The organism is Thermococcus sp. 21S9, assembly GCF_012027635.1.
Classification (GTDB): domain Archaea; phylum Methanobacteriota_B; class Thermococci; order Thermococcales; family Thermococcaceae; genus Thermococcus.
Genome location: NZ_SNUS01000001.1, coordinates 66,463 through 82,269, shown reverse-complemented (window position 1 = coordinate 82,269; position 15,807 = coordinate 66,463). Strand labels below are relative to the sequence as shown.

General features: G+C 54.5%; 24 protein-coding genes. 9 read left to right on the top strand and 15 right to left on the bottom strand.

The window, feature by feature from the left end; translation table 11 throughout:
- Positions 1 to 1,021 precede the first annotated feature (1,021 nt).
- Positions 1,022 to 1,372 carry a DUF134 domain-containing protein gene (locus E3E28_RS00500; RefSeq protein WP_167913614.1) on the bottom strand — a complete coding sequence of 117 codons (351 nt, stop codon included), beginning with the start codon at positions 1,370 to 1,372 and terminating at the stop codon, positions 1,022 to 1,024.
- Positions 1,373 to 1,445: 73 nt separating this feature from the next.
- Between E3E28_RS00500 and E3E28_RS00495 the strand changes: the two genes are divergently transcribed.
- On the top strand, positions 1,446 to 1,901 hold the full coding sequence (locus E3E28_RS00495; protein ID WP_167913613.1) for a 6-carboxytetrahydropterin synthase: 456 nt from the start codon (positions 1,446 to 1,448) through the stop codon (positions 1,899 to 1,901).
- Here the strand turns inward: E3E28_RS00495 and E3E28_RS00490 are convergent.
- Complete coding sequence (locus E3E28_RS00490; RefSeq protein ID WP_167913612.1) at positions 1,898 to 2,422, bottom strand: hypothetical protein; 525 nt, start codon at positions 2,420 to 2,422, stop codon at positions 1,898 to 1,900. The genes E3E28_RS00495 and E3E28_RS00490 overlap by 4 nt on opposite strands.
- A 54-nt stretch (positions 2,423 to 2,476) precedes the next feature.
- On the opposite strand from E3E28_RS00490, the gene E3E28_RS00485 reads away from it, so the two are divergent.
- Positions 2,477 to 2,899, top strand: a complete 423-nt coding sequence (locus E3E28_RS00485; protein WP_167913611.1) for a PPC domain-containing DNA-binding protein — start codon at positions 2,477 to 2,479, stop codon at positions 2,897 to 2,899.
- Here E3E28_RS00485 and E3E28_RS00480 read toward each other — a convergent pair.
- From E3E28_RS00480 to E3E28_RS00460, 5 genes are read right to left on the bottom strand one after another with little or no spacing between them, the layout of a single operon-like run.
- The gene (locus E3E28_RS00480) at positions 2,871 to 3,449 is read right to left on the bottom strand and encodes a DUF998 domain-containing protein (protein ID WP_167915049.1); all 579 of its coding nucleotides are present in this window, start codon (positions 3,447 to 3,449) and stop codon (positions 2,871 to 2,873) included. The genes E3E28_RS00485 and E3E28_RS00480 overlap by 29 nt on opposite strands.
- Positions 3,450 to 3,497: 48 nt before the next feature.
- Positions 3,498 to 3,806: an antibiotic biosynthesis monooxygenase gene (locus E3E28_RS00475; RefSeq protein WP_167915048.1), complete on the bottom strand. Its 309-nt coding sequence runs from the start codon at positions 3,804 to 3,806 to the stop codon at positions 3,498 to 3,500.
- A 42-nt stretch (positions 3,807 to 3,848) separates the two neighbouring features.
- Positions 3,849 to 4,304 (bottom strand): NifB/NifX family molybdenum-iron cluster-binding protein, encoded by a 456-nt coding sequence (locus E3E28_RS00470; protein WP_167913610.1) that lies wholly within the window; start codon positions 4,302 to 4,304, stop codon positions 3,849 to 3,851.
- A gap of 55 nt (positions 4,305 to 4,359) precedes the next feature.
- Entirely contained in the window at positions 4,360 to 4,587 is a 228-nt protein-coding gene (locus tag E3E28_RS00465) for a hypothetical protein (RefSeq protein ID WP_167913609.1), read from the bottom strand.
- A gap of 34 nt (positions 4,588 to 4,621) precedes the next feature.
- Positions 4,622 to 5,236: a NifB/NifX family molybdenum-iron cluster-binding protein gene (locus E3E28_RS00460; protein WP_167913608.1), complete on the bottom strand. Its 615-nt coding sequence runs from the start codon at positions 5,234 to 5,236 to the stop codon at positions 4,622 to 4,624.
- Between the two features lie 116 nt (positions 5,237 to 5,352).
- Between E3E28_RS00460 and E3E28_RS00455 the strand changes: the two genes are divergently transcribed.
- Both E3E28_RS00455 and E3E28_RS00450 read left to right on the top strand, forming a co-directional pair.
- Positions 5,353 to 6,093: a DUF364 domain-containing protein gene (locus E3E28_RS00455; protein WP_167913607.1), complete on the top strand. Its 741-nt coding sequence runs from the start codon at positions 5,353 to 5,355 to the stop codon at positions 6,091 to 6,093.
- 117 nt (positions 6,094 to 6,210) lie between these two features.
- The gene (locus E3E28_RS00450) at positions 6,211 to 6,633 is read left to right on the top strand and encodes a hypothetical protein (RefSeq protein ID WP_167913606.1); all 423 of its coding nucleotides are present in this window, start codon (positions 6,211 to 6,213) and stop codon (positions 6,631 to 6,633) included.
- 13 nt (positions 6,634 to 6,646) lie between these two features.
- Here the strand turns inward: E3E28_RS00450 and E3E28_RS00445 are convergent, their stop codons facing one another.
- From E3E28_RS00445 to E3E28_RS00430, 4 genes are read right to left on the bottom strand one after another with little or no spacing between them, the layout of a single operon-like run.
- Complete coding sequence (locus E3E28_RS00445) at positions 6,647 to 7,162, bottom strand: DUF2250 domain-containing protein (RefSeq protein ID WP_342764458.1); 516 nt, start codon at positions 7,160 to 7,162, stop codon at positions 6,647 to 6,649.
- Positions 7,125 to 7,556 carry an isoprenylcysteine carboxylmethyltransferase family protein gene (locus E3E28_RS00440; RefSeq protein WP_167913604.1) on the bottom strand — a complete coding sequence of 144 codons (432 nt, stop codon included), beginning with the start codon at positions 7,554 to 7,556 and terminating at the stop codon, positions 7,125 to 7,127. Before E3E28_RS00440 ends, E3E28_RS00445 begins: the two co-directional genes overlap by 38 nt.
- A 3-nt stretch (positions 7,557 to 7,559) precedes the next feature.
- The gene (locus tag E3E28_RS00435; RefSeq protein WP_167915047.1) at positions 7,560 to 7,970 is read right to left on the bottom strand and encodes a NifB/NifX family molybdenum-iron cluster-binding protein; all 411 of its coding nucleotides are present in this window, start codon (positions 7,968 to 7,970) and stop codon (positions 7,560 to 7,562) included.
- 55 nt (positions 7,971 to 8,025) lie between these two features.
- Entirely contained in the window at positions 8,026 to 8,508 is a 483-nt protein-coding gene (locus E3E28_RS00430; protein WP_240921673.1) for a ferritin family protein, read from the bottom strand.
- Between the two features lie 107 nt (positions 8,509 to 8,615).
- Between E3E28_RS00430 and E3E28_RS00425 the strand changes: the two genes are divergently transcribed.
- The 4 genes from E3E28_RS00425 (at position 8,616) to E3E28_RS00410 (ending at position 11,275) form a co-directional block, all read left to right on the top strand.
- A complete protein-coding gene (locus E3E28_RS00425; RefSeq protein ID WP_167913603.1) occupies positions 8,616 to 9,485 on the top strand; it encodes a P-loop NTPase in 870 nt (289 codons plus the stop codon).
- Positions 9,485 to 10,375 carry a P-loop NTPase gene (locus E3E28_RS00420; protein ID WP_167913602.1) on the top strand — a complete coding sequence of 297 codons (891 nt, stop codon included), beginning with the start codon at positions 9,485 to 9,487 and terminating at the stop codon, positions 10,373 to 10,375. The genes E3E28_RS00425 and E3E28_RS00420 overlap by 1 nt, the downstream gene beginning before the upstream one ends.
- A gap of 62 nt (positions 10,376 to 10,437) precedes the next feature.
- Positions 10,438 to 10,851 (top strand): prefoldin subunit alpha, encoded by a 414-nt coding sequence (gene pfdA, locus E3E28_RS00415; protein ID WP_167915045.1) that lies wholly within the window; start codon positions 10,438 to 10,440, stop codon positions 10,849 to 10,851.
- A gap of 88 nt (positions 10,852 to 10,939) precedes the next feature.
- Positions 10,940 to 11,275: a PRC-barrel domain-containing protein gene (locus tag E3E28_RS00410; RefSeq protein ID WP_042690390.1), complete on the top strand. Its 336-nt coding sequence runs from the start codon at positions 10,940 to 10,942 to the stop codon at positions 11,273 to 11,275.
- Here E3E28_RS00410 and E3E28_RS00405 read toward each other — a convergent pair.
- The 4 genes from E3E28_RS00405 to acs are packed head-to-tail and all read right to left on the bottom strand — an operon-like array spanning position 11,272 to position 15,085.
- Complete coding sequence (locus tag E3E28_RS00405; RefSeq protein WP_167913601.1) at positions 11,272 to 11,970, bottom strand: metallophosphoesterase family protein; 699 nt, start codon at positions 11,968 to 11,970, stop codon at positions 11,272 to 11,274. The genes E3E28_RS00410 and E3E28_RS00405 overlap by 4 nt on opposite strands.
- Before the next feature lie 12 nt (positions 11,971 to 11,982).
- The gene (locus E3E28_RS00400; protein ID WP_167913600.1) at positions 11,983 to 12,852 is read right to left on the bottom strand and encodes a hypothetical protein; all 870 of its coding nucleotides are present in this window, start codon (positions 12,850 to 12,852) and stop codon (positions 11,983 to 11,985) included.
- A 4-nt stretch (positions 12,853 to 12,856) separates the two neighbouring features.
- On the bottom strand, positions 12,857 to 13,642 hold the full coding sequence (locus E3E28_RS00395; protein WP_167913599.1) for a hypothetical protein: 786 nt from the start codon (positions 13,640 to 13,642) through the stop codon (positions 12,857 to 12,859).
- Between the two features lie 51 nt (positions 13,643 to 13,693).
- On the bottom strand, positions 13,694 to 15,085 hold the full coding sequence (gene acs / locus E3E28_RS00390; protein ID WP_167913598.1) for an acetate--CoA ligase alpha subunit: 1,392 nt from the start codon (positions 15,083 to 15,085) through the stop codon (positions 13,694 to 13,696).
- Between the two features lie 222 nt (positions 15,086 to 15,307).
- On the opposite strand from acs, the gene E3E28_RS00385 reads away from it, so the two are divergent.
- Positions 15,308 to 15,763, top strand: coding sequence for a phosphate-starvation-inducible PsiE family protein (locus E3E28_RS00385; RefSeq protein WP_167913597.1), 456 nt, complete (start codon positions 15,308 to 15,310; stop codon positions 15,761 to 15,763).
- Positions 15,764 to 15,807 lie beyond the last annotated feature (44 nt).

Below are 15,807 nucleotides of genomic sequence, written 5' to 3'. Positions count from 1 at the left end.
AGCATCCAGCACTATTTTTTTGCTTACAATTCACTGTGGTTATAAATACTACAAGTATATCTCCCGGCGCTCTATAGTGGGGGTACGCGTGTTGTGGAAGTTTTCTTCAGATATTCCCTTCTCTTAATGTATTTGTGTGTGCATAAATTTTGGATATAAGATACATTATATCCCAAACTTATGGGCAGACATGTTCATTATTATGGGAGTACCCATCAATTCAAATCCAAATGGCAGTTCCAATAGTTACATTATGGGGGTAGGCCTCGGAACGATAGATATTAGCCCATCGGCCACCAAACGAGGACCTCTTTGGTAGACATTAAGGGATATCCTGTTATGCCACTTATATGCGCACTACTTTGTGGTGGGTCTTCTTTGCCAGTGGTGTGCTGAATAAATGTAGTGGTGATATAATGTTTTGCAGTTTCTGGCTTGTGCAGTGGAGCCAGTACCTTCTAAATGAATGGATTCTGTAGATAGATTCCCAGAAGCTCTAAAGGTGCTAATGTTTTCACTACTGAGAATAAACGAAAACACATTCCTTTTTCCTTGTAGTTACACATGTTAAACTTGTGCCTGTTTTATTCTAAGTTTGCTACAAACCCGCGTGGTGTATGTTCATTTTTCGCATCTACCGCTCGTGTGATAGTATGTCTCTTTGGATTAATCGACTCTCATACCCTTTTATCTGTCATCTGCTGAGTTCTTTGTATCTCTCTTTCGCATATGTATTTTTGTTTATGCTAAACTATGGTAAACTTTGGAGAAAATTTACAATTTTTTGCGTATCTTAATTTTTCTTTTTGTTATTTAACTAATTTTTATTAATATCAGTTAAACTTTTACTTTATAATTAATACTTAAAATCTTATTTAAAATTTTAATATAGTACTATTAAATTCAATAATTTTATATAGCTTATATAAAGTAAAGACACTCTGAAAAAATTTGGCAGGACATGAGAATTAGGATATCCTAATAAATTTTGAGGTTAGAAAAGATTTCGGAAAATAACGCCTCAGAGGTCCTCTTCCATACCCTTGGGCACTTCGTTCCCTTGGGGCAGAATTATGAGCTCCCTTCCCTCAACGAGCATCTGGGCAACCTTCTTTCGGGCGGAGTTTAGCGCCCTCCAGACGGTGCCACGGGAGACGCCCATTCTCTTTCCTGCCTCCTCCTGAGTTAGCCCCTCGTAATCCACCAGCCTGAGGGCTTCGAACTCCTCATATGTCATGAAAATCGGCGGTTTCGGCTGGCTGACCGGGGGCAACGCAGGATAGAAGTGCCTAACCTGGGGAATGAACCCAATCATCCTCATCTTCCGTCTTCTTCCCCTACCGCGTCCCCATCCAGGTCCTCTCATTGGCATTCTCCGGCCTCCTCCCCTCAGGTTTGTCCAGTTAGAGTTATAACCTTAACGGGGAAGCCCAATCGGTGGGAGCATGTTCAGGCTCGTGGAGAGAAAAATTGGCTGGCATAAGGATTTCGACAGCTCGCATTTCCTCGCATTGCCCTACGACAGCAAGTGCCTCAGGATTCACGGACACACCTACAACGTGGACGTGGAGATATGGGGCGAGCTGAACGAGAACGGCATGATTTTCGACTTTAACCACCTCAGCAACCTCATAAAAAGGCTCGACCACAGGATTCTCGTCAGCGAGGATTGGGTCCTCGAGAGGGAGGACAGTAGAGTCGTGGTCGAGAAGAACGGCAAGAGGCTCGAACTGCCCGAGGACGAGGTGGTAATCCTCGACAAGCCCAACGTCACCGCCGAGTACATAGCCGAGTGGTTCGCGGAGAGAATAGCGGAGAAGGCCGGGGAGAACGTGAAGCGAATCCTCGTTAAAGTCTGGGAGGACCCGAGGAGCTACGCGCAGGTACTCCTCGAGCGTTAGCTTTCCTCAACCTTTTTCCTCAGCTCCACGGCCCGCTCAAGAAGCTCATCGTAGTACTCGTCGTTGAACTTTTCGGAAGCTTCCCTTGCGAGGTCTTCGATAAGCTTTGCATACGCCAGAGCGGTTTCCTTATCTTCGTGCTCTACTATCATGGGCACCATACTCACGAGGTAGCCTATGAACGAGCTGAGAACCCTGTTCCAGTCTTCCCTGAAGCCGTTCTCGTTGAGCCAGCCCTTGAGCGTCAGGAACACCTTTACCGCAGGTTTAACAACGGCGTACTCGTTGAAACGGCGGTAGCGTATGAGCAGGTACTGGAGGAGTGAGAGGAGCACCTGACCAACGGCTTCCTTGCCGACGGCTCTTTCCGCAAACCGCTGAAAGGCGGGAAGGCCTTTCTCTCCACTCTCGAGGAAAGCTGTGAGTAAGTTTGGATAAGGTGGCGCGTACTGGCTGAAGTCAACCGCCTTCAGCTCCTCAAGCTCCGGCAGGATTGCGAGAAGTGCTTCCTTGGTTTTCATCGAATCACCCAAAGCGTTAAAGCGTGGCGGTCTTATTAGTTTTGAGGTGAGAGCATGGAGTTCAAGCCGGGGCGAATTTTCCTGCTTAGGGTTCCCGAGGGAGAGGACCTCCTTGAGTTCGTTAACAGATTCGCAGAGGAGAAGGGGATAAAGACGGCGATTGTCAAGGGCATAGGTTCGCTCAGGAATCCTGTTGTGGGCTATTACTCAGAGGAGATTAAGAACTACAAGAGGATTGAGCTCCTCGGGACGTTTGAGATGCTAACCCTGCTCGGTAACGTTAGCCTTAAAGATGGAAAGCCCTTCGCGCACCTTCACGTCACGCTGGGCAACGCCAACGGCGACGTCTTCGGCGGTCATCTGATGAAGGGGGAGGTTTTCGTCGCAGAGCTGTATGTGCAGGAACTCCTGGGAGAACCGCTGGTGAGAAAAGAGAGGGGAAACAACCTCAGCCTCTGGGACGAGGAGCCCCTCTGAACTTTTTCCATATTATCGTGTAGTGCCACGCAATCACTCCGAAGACGCCGACGAACTCCGCAGGAGCTATTCCTGAGAAGTGGCTCTTCGCCCAGAGGGCCAGCGCCCAGCCGACTGCAAAGAGGGCCATGCTGAAGACCGCCAGCCCCTTCTCTCCTGAGAGACCCATTCCAATACCTGTAATCAGGAAACCGAGACTCGCAAAGATGAAAAAGCCCCAGCTGACGTAGTAGTGGGGACTTGTTCCTTCGGGGAAGAGGCCGATTAATGCGAGGAAGGTCAGCCCAACGATGAAAACTCCAATCCCAAGCTTTTCTATGGTGTTTTCGACTTCTCCGATGAGTCCAATAACGTAGTAAATCGCCAGGACTGCAGAGACAATGAGCGAGACGTTGAGGACCCAGTTGTGGGGTAAGCCGAGCCTTCCGAGGTCGCTTATCGCGTTGTCGGTGAGCCTCCACCACGAGCGGTTTATGAGAATTGCCGTTCCTATGCCTGTGAGGGCCACTATGGGGGCAAGAATCCCGGCGAGGAGCTGAATCTTTTTCATCGCCACCACATCAACATAGGGTGAAAGAATAGAAAAGGGTTGTGTCGATTATTTCTCGTAGAAAACCCGGTAGTGCTGGACGTATTTTTCTTTTTCAAGAAAGAATTCGTCGTCTTCGGGGTAATACTTTGCCCGCTCGGGGTTTTCGCCGGCGAAGCGCTTTATGGCCTTCATCGAGTCCCAGACCGTTATGAGGAGAAAGTGGGCAACGTCTCCTTCATCTTTTCTCGTGAAGTAGAGTTTCAAAAGACCCTCAACGGAGCCGTAGTCCGGAACCGCCCTCTCGATGAGAAACTTCTCGTACTCATCGGCCTTCTCAATCGGGACCTTCCCGTGCCAGAGTCTGACAATCGCCATAAGCAATCACGGAATACATAAGAGAAAGGGATATAAAAGGGTTCAGTACCAGCCTCCGCCACGTCCGCGACCCATACCGCGACCTCTTCCCATTCCTCCACCGCGACCCATGCCCCTACCCATGCCACCGCCCGGACCCATTCCTGCTCCTCCCTGGATTCCGGGCTGGAGTTCACCGCGGAGGAGCGCCTCAACGGCCTCTCTGACGGTCATGGTCGGGGGAGCTGAGTACATCCTTATGCCAGCGGCCTGGAGGACACCGTAGGAGTTCGGACCGAACTGGCCCGCTATTACTGCATCAGCTCCCTGGTCAATGGCGAACTGCGCCGCGGTAACTCCTGCTCCCCTCGGCTGGGAATAGCCTGGGTTCGGGACGACCTGGACGTTGACTATCTCCCCGTTCTCGATATCAACAATCGTGAAGGTTGGGGTCCTTCCAAAGGCCTGGTTAACGCGGTCGTCGAGTCCGCCGTTTATCGTGGACACGATAATCCTCATTCACATCACCTCCGATTGATTTAGGTAACCCGAATTTAAAAAATTTTGCATAGGCTCAAAAAGGCCCGTAGAACCAGAAGCGATTTCCCCTCAGGAACGAGCGGAGGAGCAACAACACGACGAGTCCGAGGGCGTACGGGAGAGCTACTATGAAGAGCTTGAACAGGAAGTAGAGTATTCCGAGCAGGATTAGAAGGTCAAGGATTCCGTAGAAGCCCCCAAACGGGTAAAATGCTCCGCCGTTGCCTCTCCTCCCGTAGCCCCTGCCCATACCGCGTGGCATCGTCTGGCCTCCAAAGGGTTAAGAAAGAAAGGGCTCACCACCAGCCGTAGAGCCAGCGGAGGGCCCTTCTGCTTGGCTGTCCGGTCCAGGGGCAGTAGCCGAGCCTCGCGCCCCAGCCTCTTCCTCTACCCCTTCCGAAACCGCGTCCGAAGCCTCTACCGCGTCCCCAGCCTCTTCCCCAGCCCCTTCCCGGGCCGAAGCCGTAGCCGTAGGGCGGGTAGGCCGGGTACGCTGGAGCGGTCGGGGTCGCCGGAGTCGCGGGCGCGACCGGATACGGTCCGTAGGCCGGCGCTGGAACTGTAGTGCTCGCACTCGGGGCGCTTCCGCTGGTTACGGCCCTGATGGCCTCCTCGACCGGGGTTCCCGGGGCAACCTGGTAGAGCCTTATGCCCGCGGCCTGGATGGCTCCAAGGGCGTTCGGGCCGACCTGAGGTGCAACTATCGCCTCAACACCCTCGTTGATGAGGGTCTGAACAGCGAGCGGTCCCGCACCGCCGGTAGCGTTCATTGCAGGGTTCTGAATGACCTTCTCGTTCACGACGTTTCCGTTCTCGTCAATGTCAACTATAAGGAACGCGGGTGCCCTCGCGAAGACGGGAGCAACGGTATCGTTCAGTCCTCCTCCGTTGGTAGGTATCGCAATCTTCATTCACACCACCTCCTTCGTCCTGTTATTTTGTGCATATGCACAAACTTATAAACTTTTCGGTTCCCCTAACGGATTGGTTAATAAGGCCGGGCCATATGAATGGGTTAGGTGGTTGCATGCTGTTGAGGAGGATTAAGCGGGAGGCGTTGAAGCTCGTTGATGGGCTTGAGCTGGTTGATTTCGGCTTCGCTCTGCCATACACGTGGGTTCTCGTTGGAGGAGAAAACGGAAAGGCCCTTGGAGTAGCGATGACCCTTCCCGAGGAGGTCCAGCGCTACACGAACTCGATAAGTGAACCGTCGCTTGAGGCTTTCATCGAAAAGGCCGACAGTTTGAACGTCATTGAAAGAACCCTCGGACTCGCGACGATAAACGCGGTTTCGCAGTACTACATAGACCTAAGCGACGCCACCAACGTTGACGTTCTGGAGCTCCTGCCTGAGAAGGCCGGGAAAGTTGCGCTAATCGGCAACATGCCCCCTCTCGCCCGTGAACTCCGTGAGAGGGGTTATGCACTCTACGTCTTCGAGAGAAACCCCAAGCTGTGGGACAGGGAGACGCTTAGCGACACCCTCGAGTACCATCTGCTCCCGGAGATGGACATTGTGATAGCGAGCGCGAGCTGTCTCGTAAACGGGACGGTGGACATGCTCATCGACAGGGCTGAGAATGCGGAACTCTTCGTCCTGACAGGACCGACGGGACAGCTTTTGCCGGAGTTCCTCAGCGGAACGCGCGTTACCCATCTGGCCTCGATGAAGGTGGTCGATATTGAAAAGGCACTCCTCGGCCTCAAGCTCGGTTCCTTCAGGGGCTTTGAAAAGGGGAACCAAAAGTACGTGATTCCAGTGCCGTGAGTGCGTTGATGCCCTCATGGTCCTGTGCCGTTGGGAACTCCGCTGTTCATTATTTGCCTGAACCGTGCCCGTTAGATTTATATTTTCGGGTGAATGTATACATTTTGGGGTGAGACCATGAGAAAGGTAGCCCTTGCAATACTCGGAGTGCTCCTCCTCGGAATGGCAGTACCACAGGCCGGTGCGGTTTCATTGACGACGACGAGCGGGGTTTCCCCAACGACAATAATGATGCTGACGTACTTCTACTACAGGAACTACAACGCCCTCCTTCCTGAGTTCAACGCCACCTACCAGAAGGCTGTTGAGCTTGGAGTGGACAACGCCACGCTCTCTGAGGCACTGGCTCTCTACAACAACGCGACCGTGCTTATGCAGAAGGCTACCCAGATTTCTGCAGGGGGCAATATCCTTGCGAGCCTTGGAAGCTATCGCGTCATGATACTCGTCAGGAACGCTTATTTCACTCTCAGGGACGCCTACGAAGTCCTCACCACTGCGATTCAGAACGTCACCGTTGCGAACGTTACCCGCTCCTGATGTCTGTTCCCTTTTATTGGAGGAACTCCCACAGCCTCTTGAAGAACTCCGTTTTTCTGCCCTTTTCCGTAACGAAGCGCAGGATTTTGAGTTCCTCGATGGTTTCTTCGCTGATTTGAACTCTTCCACCCGCTTCCCTCACGTCCCTGCTTTCTGCAAGGGCATTAGCAACCTTCCAGCCATCGGGAAAGAGGCCGTTGAAATACCGCTTAAGCCACCTTTCGTCAATCGAGCGGACGAAGAGCTCGCCCTCGCGGGAGAGGCGGTAGTAGGTGTGGTGCTTGTGAACCTCGAAGGCCTTCTTGAAGCGCGCCCTGCTCCTCTTTATCGCGCTCCCTGAGTCGCGTTCAATCAAGCGAAGCTCGAGGAGGTCGTTTATCGCATCTTCGATGAGCGCAAGGGGTAGACCGCTCACCTTCGCCATCATCTTGGCGTAGTCAACACCGGCCTTCCTGAGGTGGACCAGAACGTAGAGGTGAACCGGCAGGAGCTCAAAGCCTCGGTAGGAACCGGGGCGTTCTCTCTGCATATTCCCGCCACCCATCGCCGAACCGCTCCTCCAAAGCCTTCTCTTCCTCGCCTATAAACTTCACCACGGCGAGCCAGTAAACCAGGGGCAGGCCGAGCATGAAGCCCCCGACGACAAGGGAGAAGCCGGAAATTATCAGGAGGCCCCAGATTGAGTATATCGGGTGCCTGACGCGGGAGTAACAGCCGTCCGTCAGCAGTTTTCCTTCCCTGTAAGCTTTTGAAACCTGGAGGTAGCAGATGAGCCACAGTGCAACTCCGACGATGACGAAAATCGCTCCGACTTCCAGGAATCTCGGAGTTCGGAGTCCGAGGGCGGAGTTCAGGTAGAGGGCGAGGAGCGCGTAGGGAAAAGTGAAAAGCGCCACTTTGGGCTCTATGCCCCAGAAGCGCATGGTTCACTCCTCGATGGGTGGCTTTTCGGCCTTCTTCGCCTGCACCTGCTCCCAGAGGTCGTTGAAGTTCTCAATGAGCCTCTGCAGGGCGAGCTTCAAATCCCTCGTCCTCGTGAAAAATGCAACCTTGTTGGTCTTGTCGCGAATCCTCAGGAAGTTCGGCCCCATTCTGAAGGCAGCTAAGACGTCAACATCGAGGAGCTGGCTCACCACTGCTTTAAACTTCCTCGGGTCGCCGTGGCCTTCGTCGTGCTCCTCTTCAAAATCTTTAGCTTTGTTCGGCCTCTTCTCGATGAGCCTCACGCTTCCGTCTTCGCAAACCTCATAGATTGCGAAGAACTCTGAATCTCCGTAGTGGGCATCAATAAGGTGTTCATCATCCTCCATTCCGAACGCGACCTTGAGGCACCTCATGAGCATCACCAGTGAAAGCTCGAAAGGCCCTTTAAAAAGATTTAGGGGAGCCTAATCACAGGTCGATGTCCTCGAACCACTGCTCGATTAAATCCTCTGGAATCTCCTCCTCTTCAACGTTCTCCTGCATGAACTCCCACATCTCGAGGTGTCTCCTGAGGATTTCGGCGTGCTCCCTGCTTATCTCCGCCAGCCAGCGGAAGAGCCTCCTTGTCTTTTCTGATTTAGCCCTCATGCTCAGCTCCGAGTAAAGCCTTGCCGTCGCTTCCTCGGCGTCGATGGCGTAGCGGTAGTAGTCCTCAACGGTCGCTTCTGGGTCGGCGAGTGCCTTCTCGAGGAACTCGAGGGCAACCTCGACCTCCCGTAGGCCCTTCGTGTCAGCAGGTACCTCAACGCCCTCGAGGAGCTTCGCGTTCCTCTCGGCGTGGCTCGCGAGCAGTTTAAGGTCATCCTTGAAGTCCCTCGGGACGAGCGGAATCAATGCCCTGTAAACTTCGGCCTTCTTCTTCTCTATCCTAACGACGCTCTCCATTCGCATCACCGGGTTTTAATAACGCTTTGTGAATAAAAACCTTTCGCGACTTTTCGTGATTATGCACAAAGCTTAAAAGGAATTCGGCTCCCCTAATTCCTGGAGGTGAGAGCTTGCAGATAGCCGTGAGCGGTGGAAAGGGAGGAACTGGAAAGTCAACCGTCGCGATTAACCTTGCGGTCGAGCTTGCGAGGCGCTTCAAACTCGTCCTGGCGGATTTGGACGTAGAGGCGCCGAACGACCACCTGCTCCTCGGCGTTGAGCTGGCCGGGGAAGAGCCGGTGAACCAGTTCATGCCGAAGTTTGACTACTCGAAGTGCACCAAGTGCAGGAAGTGTGCGGAAGTCTGCGAGGAGCACGCGATAATCACCCTCAAGGACGGAACGCCCTTCCTCATGCCGAACCTCTGTTCCGGCTGTCGGGCCTGTGAGATAGTCTGCCCCGTTCCCGGCGCTATTCAGGAAGCCTTCCGCGTCATCGGGCACACCTACGTAACGGAAACGCCCTACGGCTTCACCCTCGTCACCGGGAAGCTTAGGGAAGGCGAGGAGCGCTCGATGCCCCTCGTCGTTGAGGCCAAGAAGAGGGCCAGAAACCTCAACTACGAGCTCCTGATGGTTGATACCGCCGCTGGAACCGGCAACACAGTCTCGAAGGCGATTGAGGGGTCAAGGCTCCTCATAGCGGTCACCGAACCGACCCCGCTCGGAATCCACGACACCGAGCTGATTCTAAAGCTCGGAAAGCTGATGGGCCTCAAGACATGGGTCGTGGTCAACCGCTCGGACCTCGGCGACGTTGAGAAGGTCAGGGAGATAACGGAGAAGTACGGCGCTGAGGTCGTCGCTGAAATCCCCTACAGCGAAAACATCGTGAGGAGCTACGTAAGCGGAAGGCCTATCGTCCTTGAGGACGTTCCCGAGGCGAAAATCTTCCGCGAGCTGGCCGAGAAGGTTGCCGACTTCCTTGGAGGTGATGAGTGATGCAGGTAGCGATTGCGAGCGGTAAGGGTGGCGTCGGGAAGAGCACGATAACGGCCTCGCTCCTCTACTTCCTGAAGGATAAATACAGGCTCATAGCGGTTGATGCGGATGCCGAAGCGCCGAACCTCGGCCTTCTCCTCGGCGTTGAGGAATGGGATAAGGAGCGCGAGCACATCGGGGCTAAGGTTGCTAGGATAAACACCGAGACCTGCGTCCGCTGTGGAATCTGCTATGAAAGATGTCCATACGAGAGCATCTACATCGACGAGGACGGCAACTACGTCGTCAACGAGCTCACCTGCGAGGGTTGCAACGTCTGTGGCCTTGTCTGCCCAGTTCCGGGCACTATAACCCTTGAGCAGGCCCGCTCCGGCGTCATCAGAAAGGCAACCACCAAGTACGGATTCCCGATAATCTCGGCCCAGCTCGACGTCGGCAGGCCCGAGAGCGGTAAGCTCGTCACCGAGGAGAAGGAGTGGGCAAAGAAGCTGATGGACGAGCTCAACCTGGAGCACATGATAGTTGACTCCGCTGCTGGAATTGGCTGTCAGGTGATAGCGAGCATAGGCGGGGCCGATTTGACGATACTGATTGCTGAGCCTACTCCCGCCTCGCTCAGCGACGTTCAGAGGGCTTACAAGGTCGTCCAGCACTTCAGGCAACCTGCTTACCTGATAGTCAACAAGGCCGACCTGAACCCGGGCTTTACCGCCCTTAGGGAGTGGGCCGAGGCCGAGGGGATTCCCATTATCGGCGAGGTCCCCTACGACAGGGCCATTCCAAAGAGCATGGCGATGCTTAAGCCGGTTGTCGAGGCCTTCCCCGACAGCCCGGCGAGCAAAGCGCTCAAGGAGATTGCCGAGAGAATCGCTGAGGAAATCCTCGGTTGATTCCCCTTTTCTTTTAACCCAAACCTTAAAAGCCTCCCTCCGTAGTTTCTCCGGTGGTAGCGATGGTTGAGAAGGAGATGGAGAAGCTCGCTTACGAGTATCAGCTCCTGCAGGCGCAGGCTCAGTTGCTGGCCCAGAACCTTGAGCTCCTCACCCTTGGAAGGGACGAGTTCAAGGCCGTCAAGGAGACGCTGGAGGAGCTCAAGAAGACCGAGGGAGAGGTTGAAATCCTCGTTCCGATTGGGGCCGGTTCCTTCCTCAAGGGCAGGATAACCGACAAGGAGAACGCGATTGTGAGCGTTGGCGCCGGCTACGCCGTCGAGAAGAACCTCGATAGCGCCATCGAATACCTCGAGGAGCGCATAAAGGAGTACGATGAGGCAATCGCGAAGACCCAGGAAGCGCTTAAGAAGCTTGAGGCCCAGCTCGGGGAGCTGGCTAAGAGGGCGCAGGAGTTGCAGGCCAAGAAGGCTTGATTCCCTTCCCGTTTTTGGATTCCTTTGGAAAAAGGTTTTATACGTTAATCCCCAAGGGGTTACACGATTAATCCCAGAGGTGGCGGAGATGGTCAAGATAATGGCATCCAAGCTTAGGGATGTTGAGCTCATAACTGACACTGGAATAAGACTCGGGTGGGTCTACGACCTCAGTTTCGACGAGGAGACCGGTGAAATCCTTGTAATCGTCGCCGAGCCCGACGAGGACCTCGACACGAGCGAGTTCGTTACAGACCACGAGGGGCTTCTCCTCATCCCCGTGAGCGCGGTGAAGAGCATAGGCGAGGTCATAATAATAGACACCAACAAGCTCGCCGTCCGCTCCAAGCTCAAACGCCTTCCGAAGGCAACCTCCCCGAGACCGAGGGGAACACTCGAAGGCGGTCTGAAGAAAAAGGACTAAAGGCCCTCGAAGAGCCTGTCCGCTAAAAACCTTGGCAATCCTGCCTCTATTATCTTCCTCGCGCTCTCTTCAACGTCGTATTCGACGCGATGGAAGGTCACTTCTCCCGTTTCCGTGTCTATCAGCGCGTAGCTCGCCCTCCAGTCCCCGTCCCTTGGCTGGCCCACCGAGCCCGGGTTTATTATCCGTCTCCCCTCAATCACCTTCAGCATCGGCACGTGTGTGTGGCCGAGAAGCAGGTCGTCCTGGCGGACGTAGCTCAGAACCGCTCTAAACTCGCTCTCGGGAAGCCAGGGGAAGAGGTACTCGTCGAGGGGGGCCCTCGGCGAGCCGTGGATGAGAAGGTAGCTTCTGCCCGTGTCGTCCGTGAAGAGTTGCCTTACCGGAAGTCGTCTGAGGAACTCAAGGTTCTCGACAGTAATGACGCGCTGGTGCCACCTTACAGCCTGCCTCGCGTAGGGGTTGAAGCTCCAGTCCGCGCCGAAGGCTATGGCGTTGTCGTGGTTCCCGCGGATGCAGAGAAAGGTTCTCCTCTCCATTTGCTTCCGCACAAATTCAACGACCTCGTTCGGGGAAGCGCCGTAGCCAACGAGGTCACCCATGCAGAGGAAAGTGTCTGCTTCCTTAATCTCGTCCCACACGGCTTCAAGGGCCTCAAGGTTCGAATGAATATCGCTTATGAGTGCTATGAGCACGCTTACACCCCCTTATCTCTTGAACAGTGCCACGAGCACGAGGACAGAACCTGAAATCGCCAGAATTAAGGGCCAGCTGAGGCCTCCCCTGGAGCTGTTGGATGGGCAGGAAATCCCGAAATACGCTTTCATATACGTGGTGTAATTGTGGAGCACCAGAAGGGTTGTGAACCTGAAACCGGGGGCAAAGGTTACTTTGGTTGGGGTTGTCGTTTCGGGGGTTTTAATGATGCCGTTGTACACATTTGAGCCACCGGGAGTGGATACCATTACGATGTAGCCAATTCCCTTACCAGCGCAGGGGGCATACGAAAGGAGGAGCTGAACGGGTGTTCCGGGGAACGTTCTGTTTCCGACCCGGAAGGAGTCGTTTGAGAAAACCATGGCAGGCGTACTGCCAACGTAAATGGCCCCTCTGGGTTCGGTGACGTTGACCTTGAAGCCGTCGGAGTCGAGGAGCAGGTGAATTCCTCCTGACCCGGGGCTCACAGTGATGTGGTCTGCTTCAACCCGTAGAATGCCTGCATAATCTCCCGACGCATAGTAGACCGTGACGTTCTCCCGTGGGGGGAGGTTCTCCACGTAGATGTTCTTGAAGTAAACCGGTTGTTCCGGATAGTAGAGGTCACCGCGCCTGACGAAAACGTACCTTCCCCCGTCGGGGTTGTTTACAACGGTGATGGAGCTCCAGTTCACGGGCACGCGAACTGCCAGGATGTGGGCATCGACGGAACCACCGTTCTGAACAACCCTGATTCCAGCCCACGAGAAGTGAATATCCGCACTGTTCACGGAGCCCGAATTTCCAGAGCTGGAATAAACGAAGAGAACCGCCCCCACAAGTATCAGGGCAACTCCGAGTACTGCAAGCTTCTTTTTCATGGTTTCACCTCCCTTTCAATCCCAGCAGGAGCAGGACGAGACCGGCGAAGGCCATGACGATTCCAATGGGGAACTGGTATTCTGGAGAACCGCTGGCCCGGCAGGCCTCAACAATCTCCCTGTAGTGCTCGGTGCAGTTTCTTGCCCGGAGGTACTCCCGTGGGTTGTCGTAAACCACGAGTTCCGAGACCCGGGTCCCCCGGCGTATCTCAATCCCCGAAAGGTTCCTTTCGTAGAGGACGTCGCCCACGCGGAGGGTCCCGTTCTCGTAAATGGCCTTCAGCCGGTGGAAATCGGGGCTGTAGAAAATGCTGAACCGATCACCGACTTTGAAGCCGATGAGCCCGGACGCGGTCACGTAGAACTCGCTCAGGTTCAGCCGGTAATCGGAGCGGAAGACGAAGTGGCCATCATAGGTAACGTTTGGGGGAGCCAGACCTGAGAAGTACGTGCTGACCGCGTAGAGCGTCAGGTTTCCCCTGCATCCAGGAACGTAGAAGACCTCGAAGTGGCGGATTTCATCCGTTGCGTAGAGGTAGCCCCTCCTTTGGAACCAGATGTGGCCGTTATCGGAGATTACCTCGTAGGACTCATCGCTACAGTTCCCCTCGAAGGCGAGAACGTAGGCGTTTACGTTTCCCCCGTTTTCAATGTGGACACTCGAGAGTTCGAGGGCAGGGAATACCACAGGACAGGCTATTCCGGAGCAGTCCGGCCGGTTGTACGTTGCAGTGAGAACGAGACCTGTGACAAGGAGAACGACCCCTAAAATTCTCAACCAGAGCTTCATACCGCCCCGGTCGAATTACGCAGTAAAAGTATAAAAGAGTTTGGGAAGGCTTCACTCCTGCTTGGCCTTCCACCTGCTCCAGCGGTAAAGCGCCGCGAGGGCCTTGATAGCGCGCTCGGGCTCCGGATAGGCTGGGATTCCCTCCTCGTTGAGCCTGTCGATGGCTTCCTTGGCCTCGATTCCGCCGACGATGGCAACGACGAGGGGCTTCTTTCTTCCGCTGGCGTTGTACTCGCGGATGACTATGTCGGCCAAATCCCTCGGGTCAAGTACAGCGGTCTGACAGTAGAGAACCGCTATGCTGTGCATCTCCGGGTGCTCAAGGGCGGCCTTGATGGCTCCCTCGTAGCCCTCGGCGCCGGCCATACCGGTCAGGTCAACGGGGTTCTTGTAGGAACCGAAGGGTGGCATGTAGTTGGCGAAGACCTTGAGCTGTTCGAGGTCGTCGTAGAGGTGCAGGCCGGCTTCCTCGGCCGCATCTGTGGCCATGACGCCTATTCCACCGCCGTTGGTGATTATGACGAGGTTCTCTCCAGGGGGCTCGGGGAGGTTGCTGAGGGTCCTCGCGTAGTCGAAGGCCTCGCCGATGGTGTAGGCCCTTATTATTCCCGCCTGCTTGAACGCCGCATCGTAAATCTTGTCGCTTCCCGCGAGAGAGCCTGTGTGGGAAGCGGCGGCCTTGGCACCGCGCTCGCTCCTTCCGGCTTTTATGACGACTATCGGCTTGACCTTGCTGACGTCCTTCGCGGTCTCCATGAAGCGCCTTCCGTCCTTAACTCCCTCCATGTAGATGAGTATGGCCTTGGTGTTCTCGTCCTCCTTGAAGAACTCGAGCAGGTCAGCGTCGTCTATGTCGCTCTTGTTTCCAACGCTGACGACCGCTGAGAGGCCGACCTTCTCGAGGATAGTCCAGCCCATGAGGGCTATTCCAAGTGCACCGCTCTGGCTGATGAGCGCGAGCGGACCCGGAAGGACGTCGGTCGGGCCGAAGGTGGCGTTGAGCTTGTCTGGAGTGTAAACGACACCGAAGATGTTCGGGCCGAGGATTCTCATGCCGTACTTTCTGGCGGTCTCAACGAGCTGTTCCTCGACCTTCTTGCCTTCTGGACCGAGCTCACCGAAACCTGAGCTGATAATCGGGAGAACCTTAACGCCCTTCTTTCCGCAGTCCTCGACGACCTGCGGGACGAACTTGGCGGGAACAACGATGACGGCCATGTCGACCTCATCGGGAACCTCAAGAATGCTCTTGTAGGACTTGAAAACGCGGTTGCCAATCTTAATCTCAACGCCCTTGATGTTGACGGGGTATATTTTGCCCTCGTAGCCGTACTCCACGAGGTTCTTCATAATCGCGTACCCTATCTTGCCCGGCTTCTCGGAGGCACCTATCACGGCGATGCTCTTCGGCCTGAAAAGGGCTTCGATGTTCGGGTCAACCATTTTTATCACCTCGGATGACATTTACACTTTTACGTCTGTAAAAGCCAGTTAAAACCTTTCCCTTCTCTTTTTGCCGATATCGGACTCGACGGACGTTAAAACACCTGAAGTTCCCAACTGATGTTTCAAAATTCTCAGCGAGGATTTCTTAGGCTTTCGAAGAACCCTTAGGTTTGCCGAAAAGTTTTTAGCGAATGGGCCAAGGATTGGTTGGGTGTGTAAATGGGAAGGAAGCACCATGACGTTGGAATCATTGAGAACCTCCTCCTGAAGTGGCTCAGCTTGCTCTTCGACATAGTTGTCATAGGCCTCGCCACGATAACTATGGGCTACGTCGTTTACCTGATGTTCAACCTAATCACCGAGAGCTTCCACGCCTTCAACATCGAGGAGGTCCTGCACCAGATAGTCCTCGTCATAATCTTCCTCGAAATCTTTGAACTGCTCACCATGTACGTCAAGGAGCACCACGTCAGCATGAGGAACGTCGTCGAGCTCGGCGTTCTGGCGATGGTGAGGAAGATTATAATCACCCTTGACTACAACCAGCTCGGCTGGCAGACCCTCATTGGCATGGCATCGCTCATCTTCGTTATGGGCTGGATTTACGTGCAGGAGAGGCAGAGGAGGACGAAGCACGAGGAGTTCCTCCTAACGCACGGCATCAAGAAGCTTTAGCCGATGACGACCCTTCCCCTCCCTGAACGGTGATGAGCAACCCG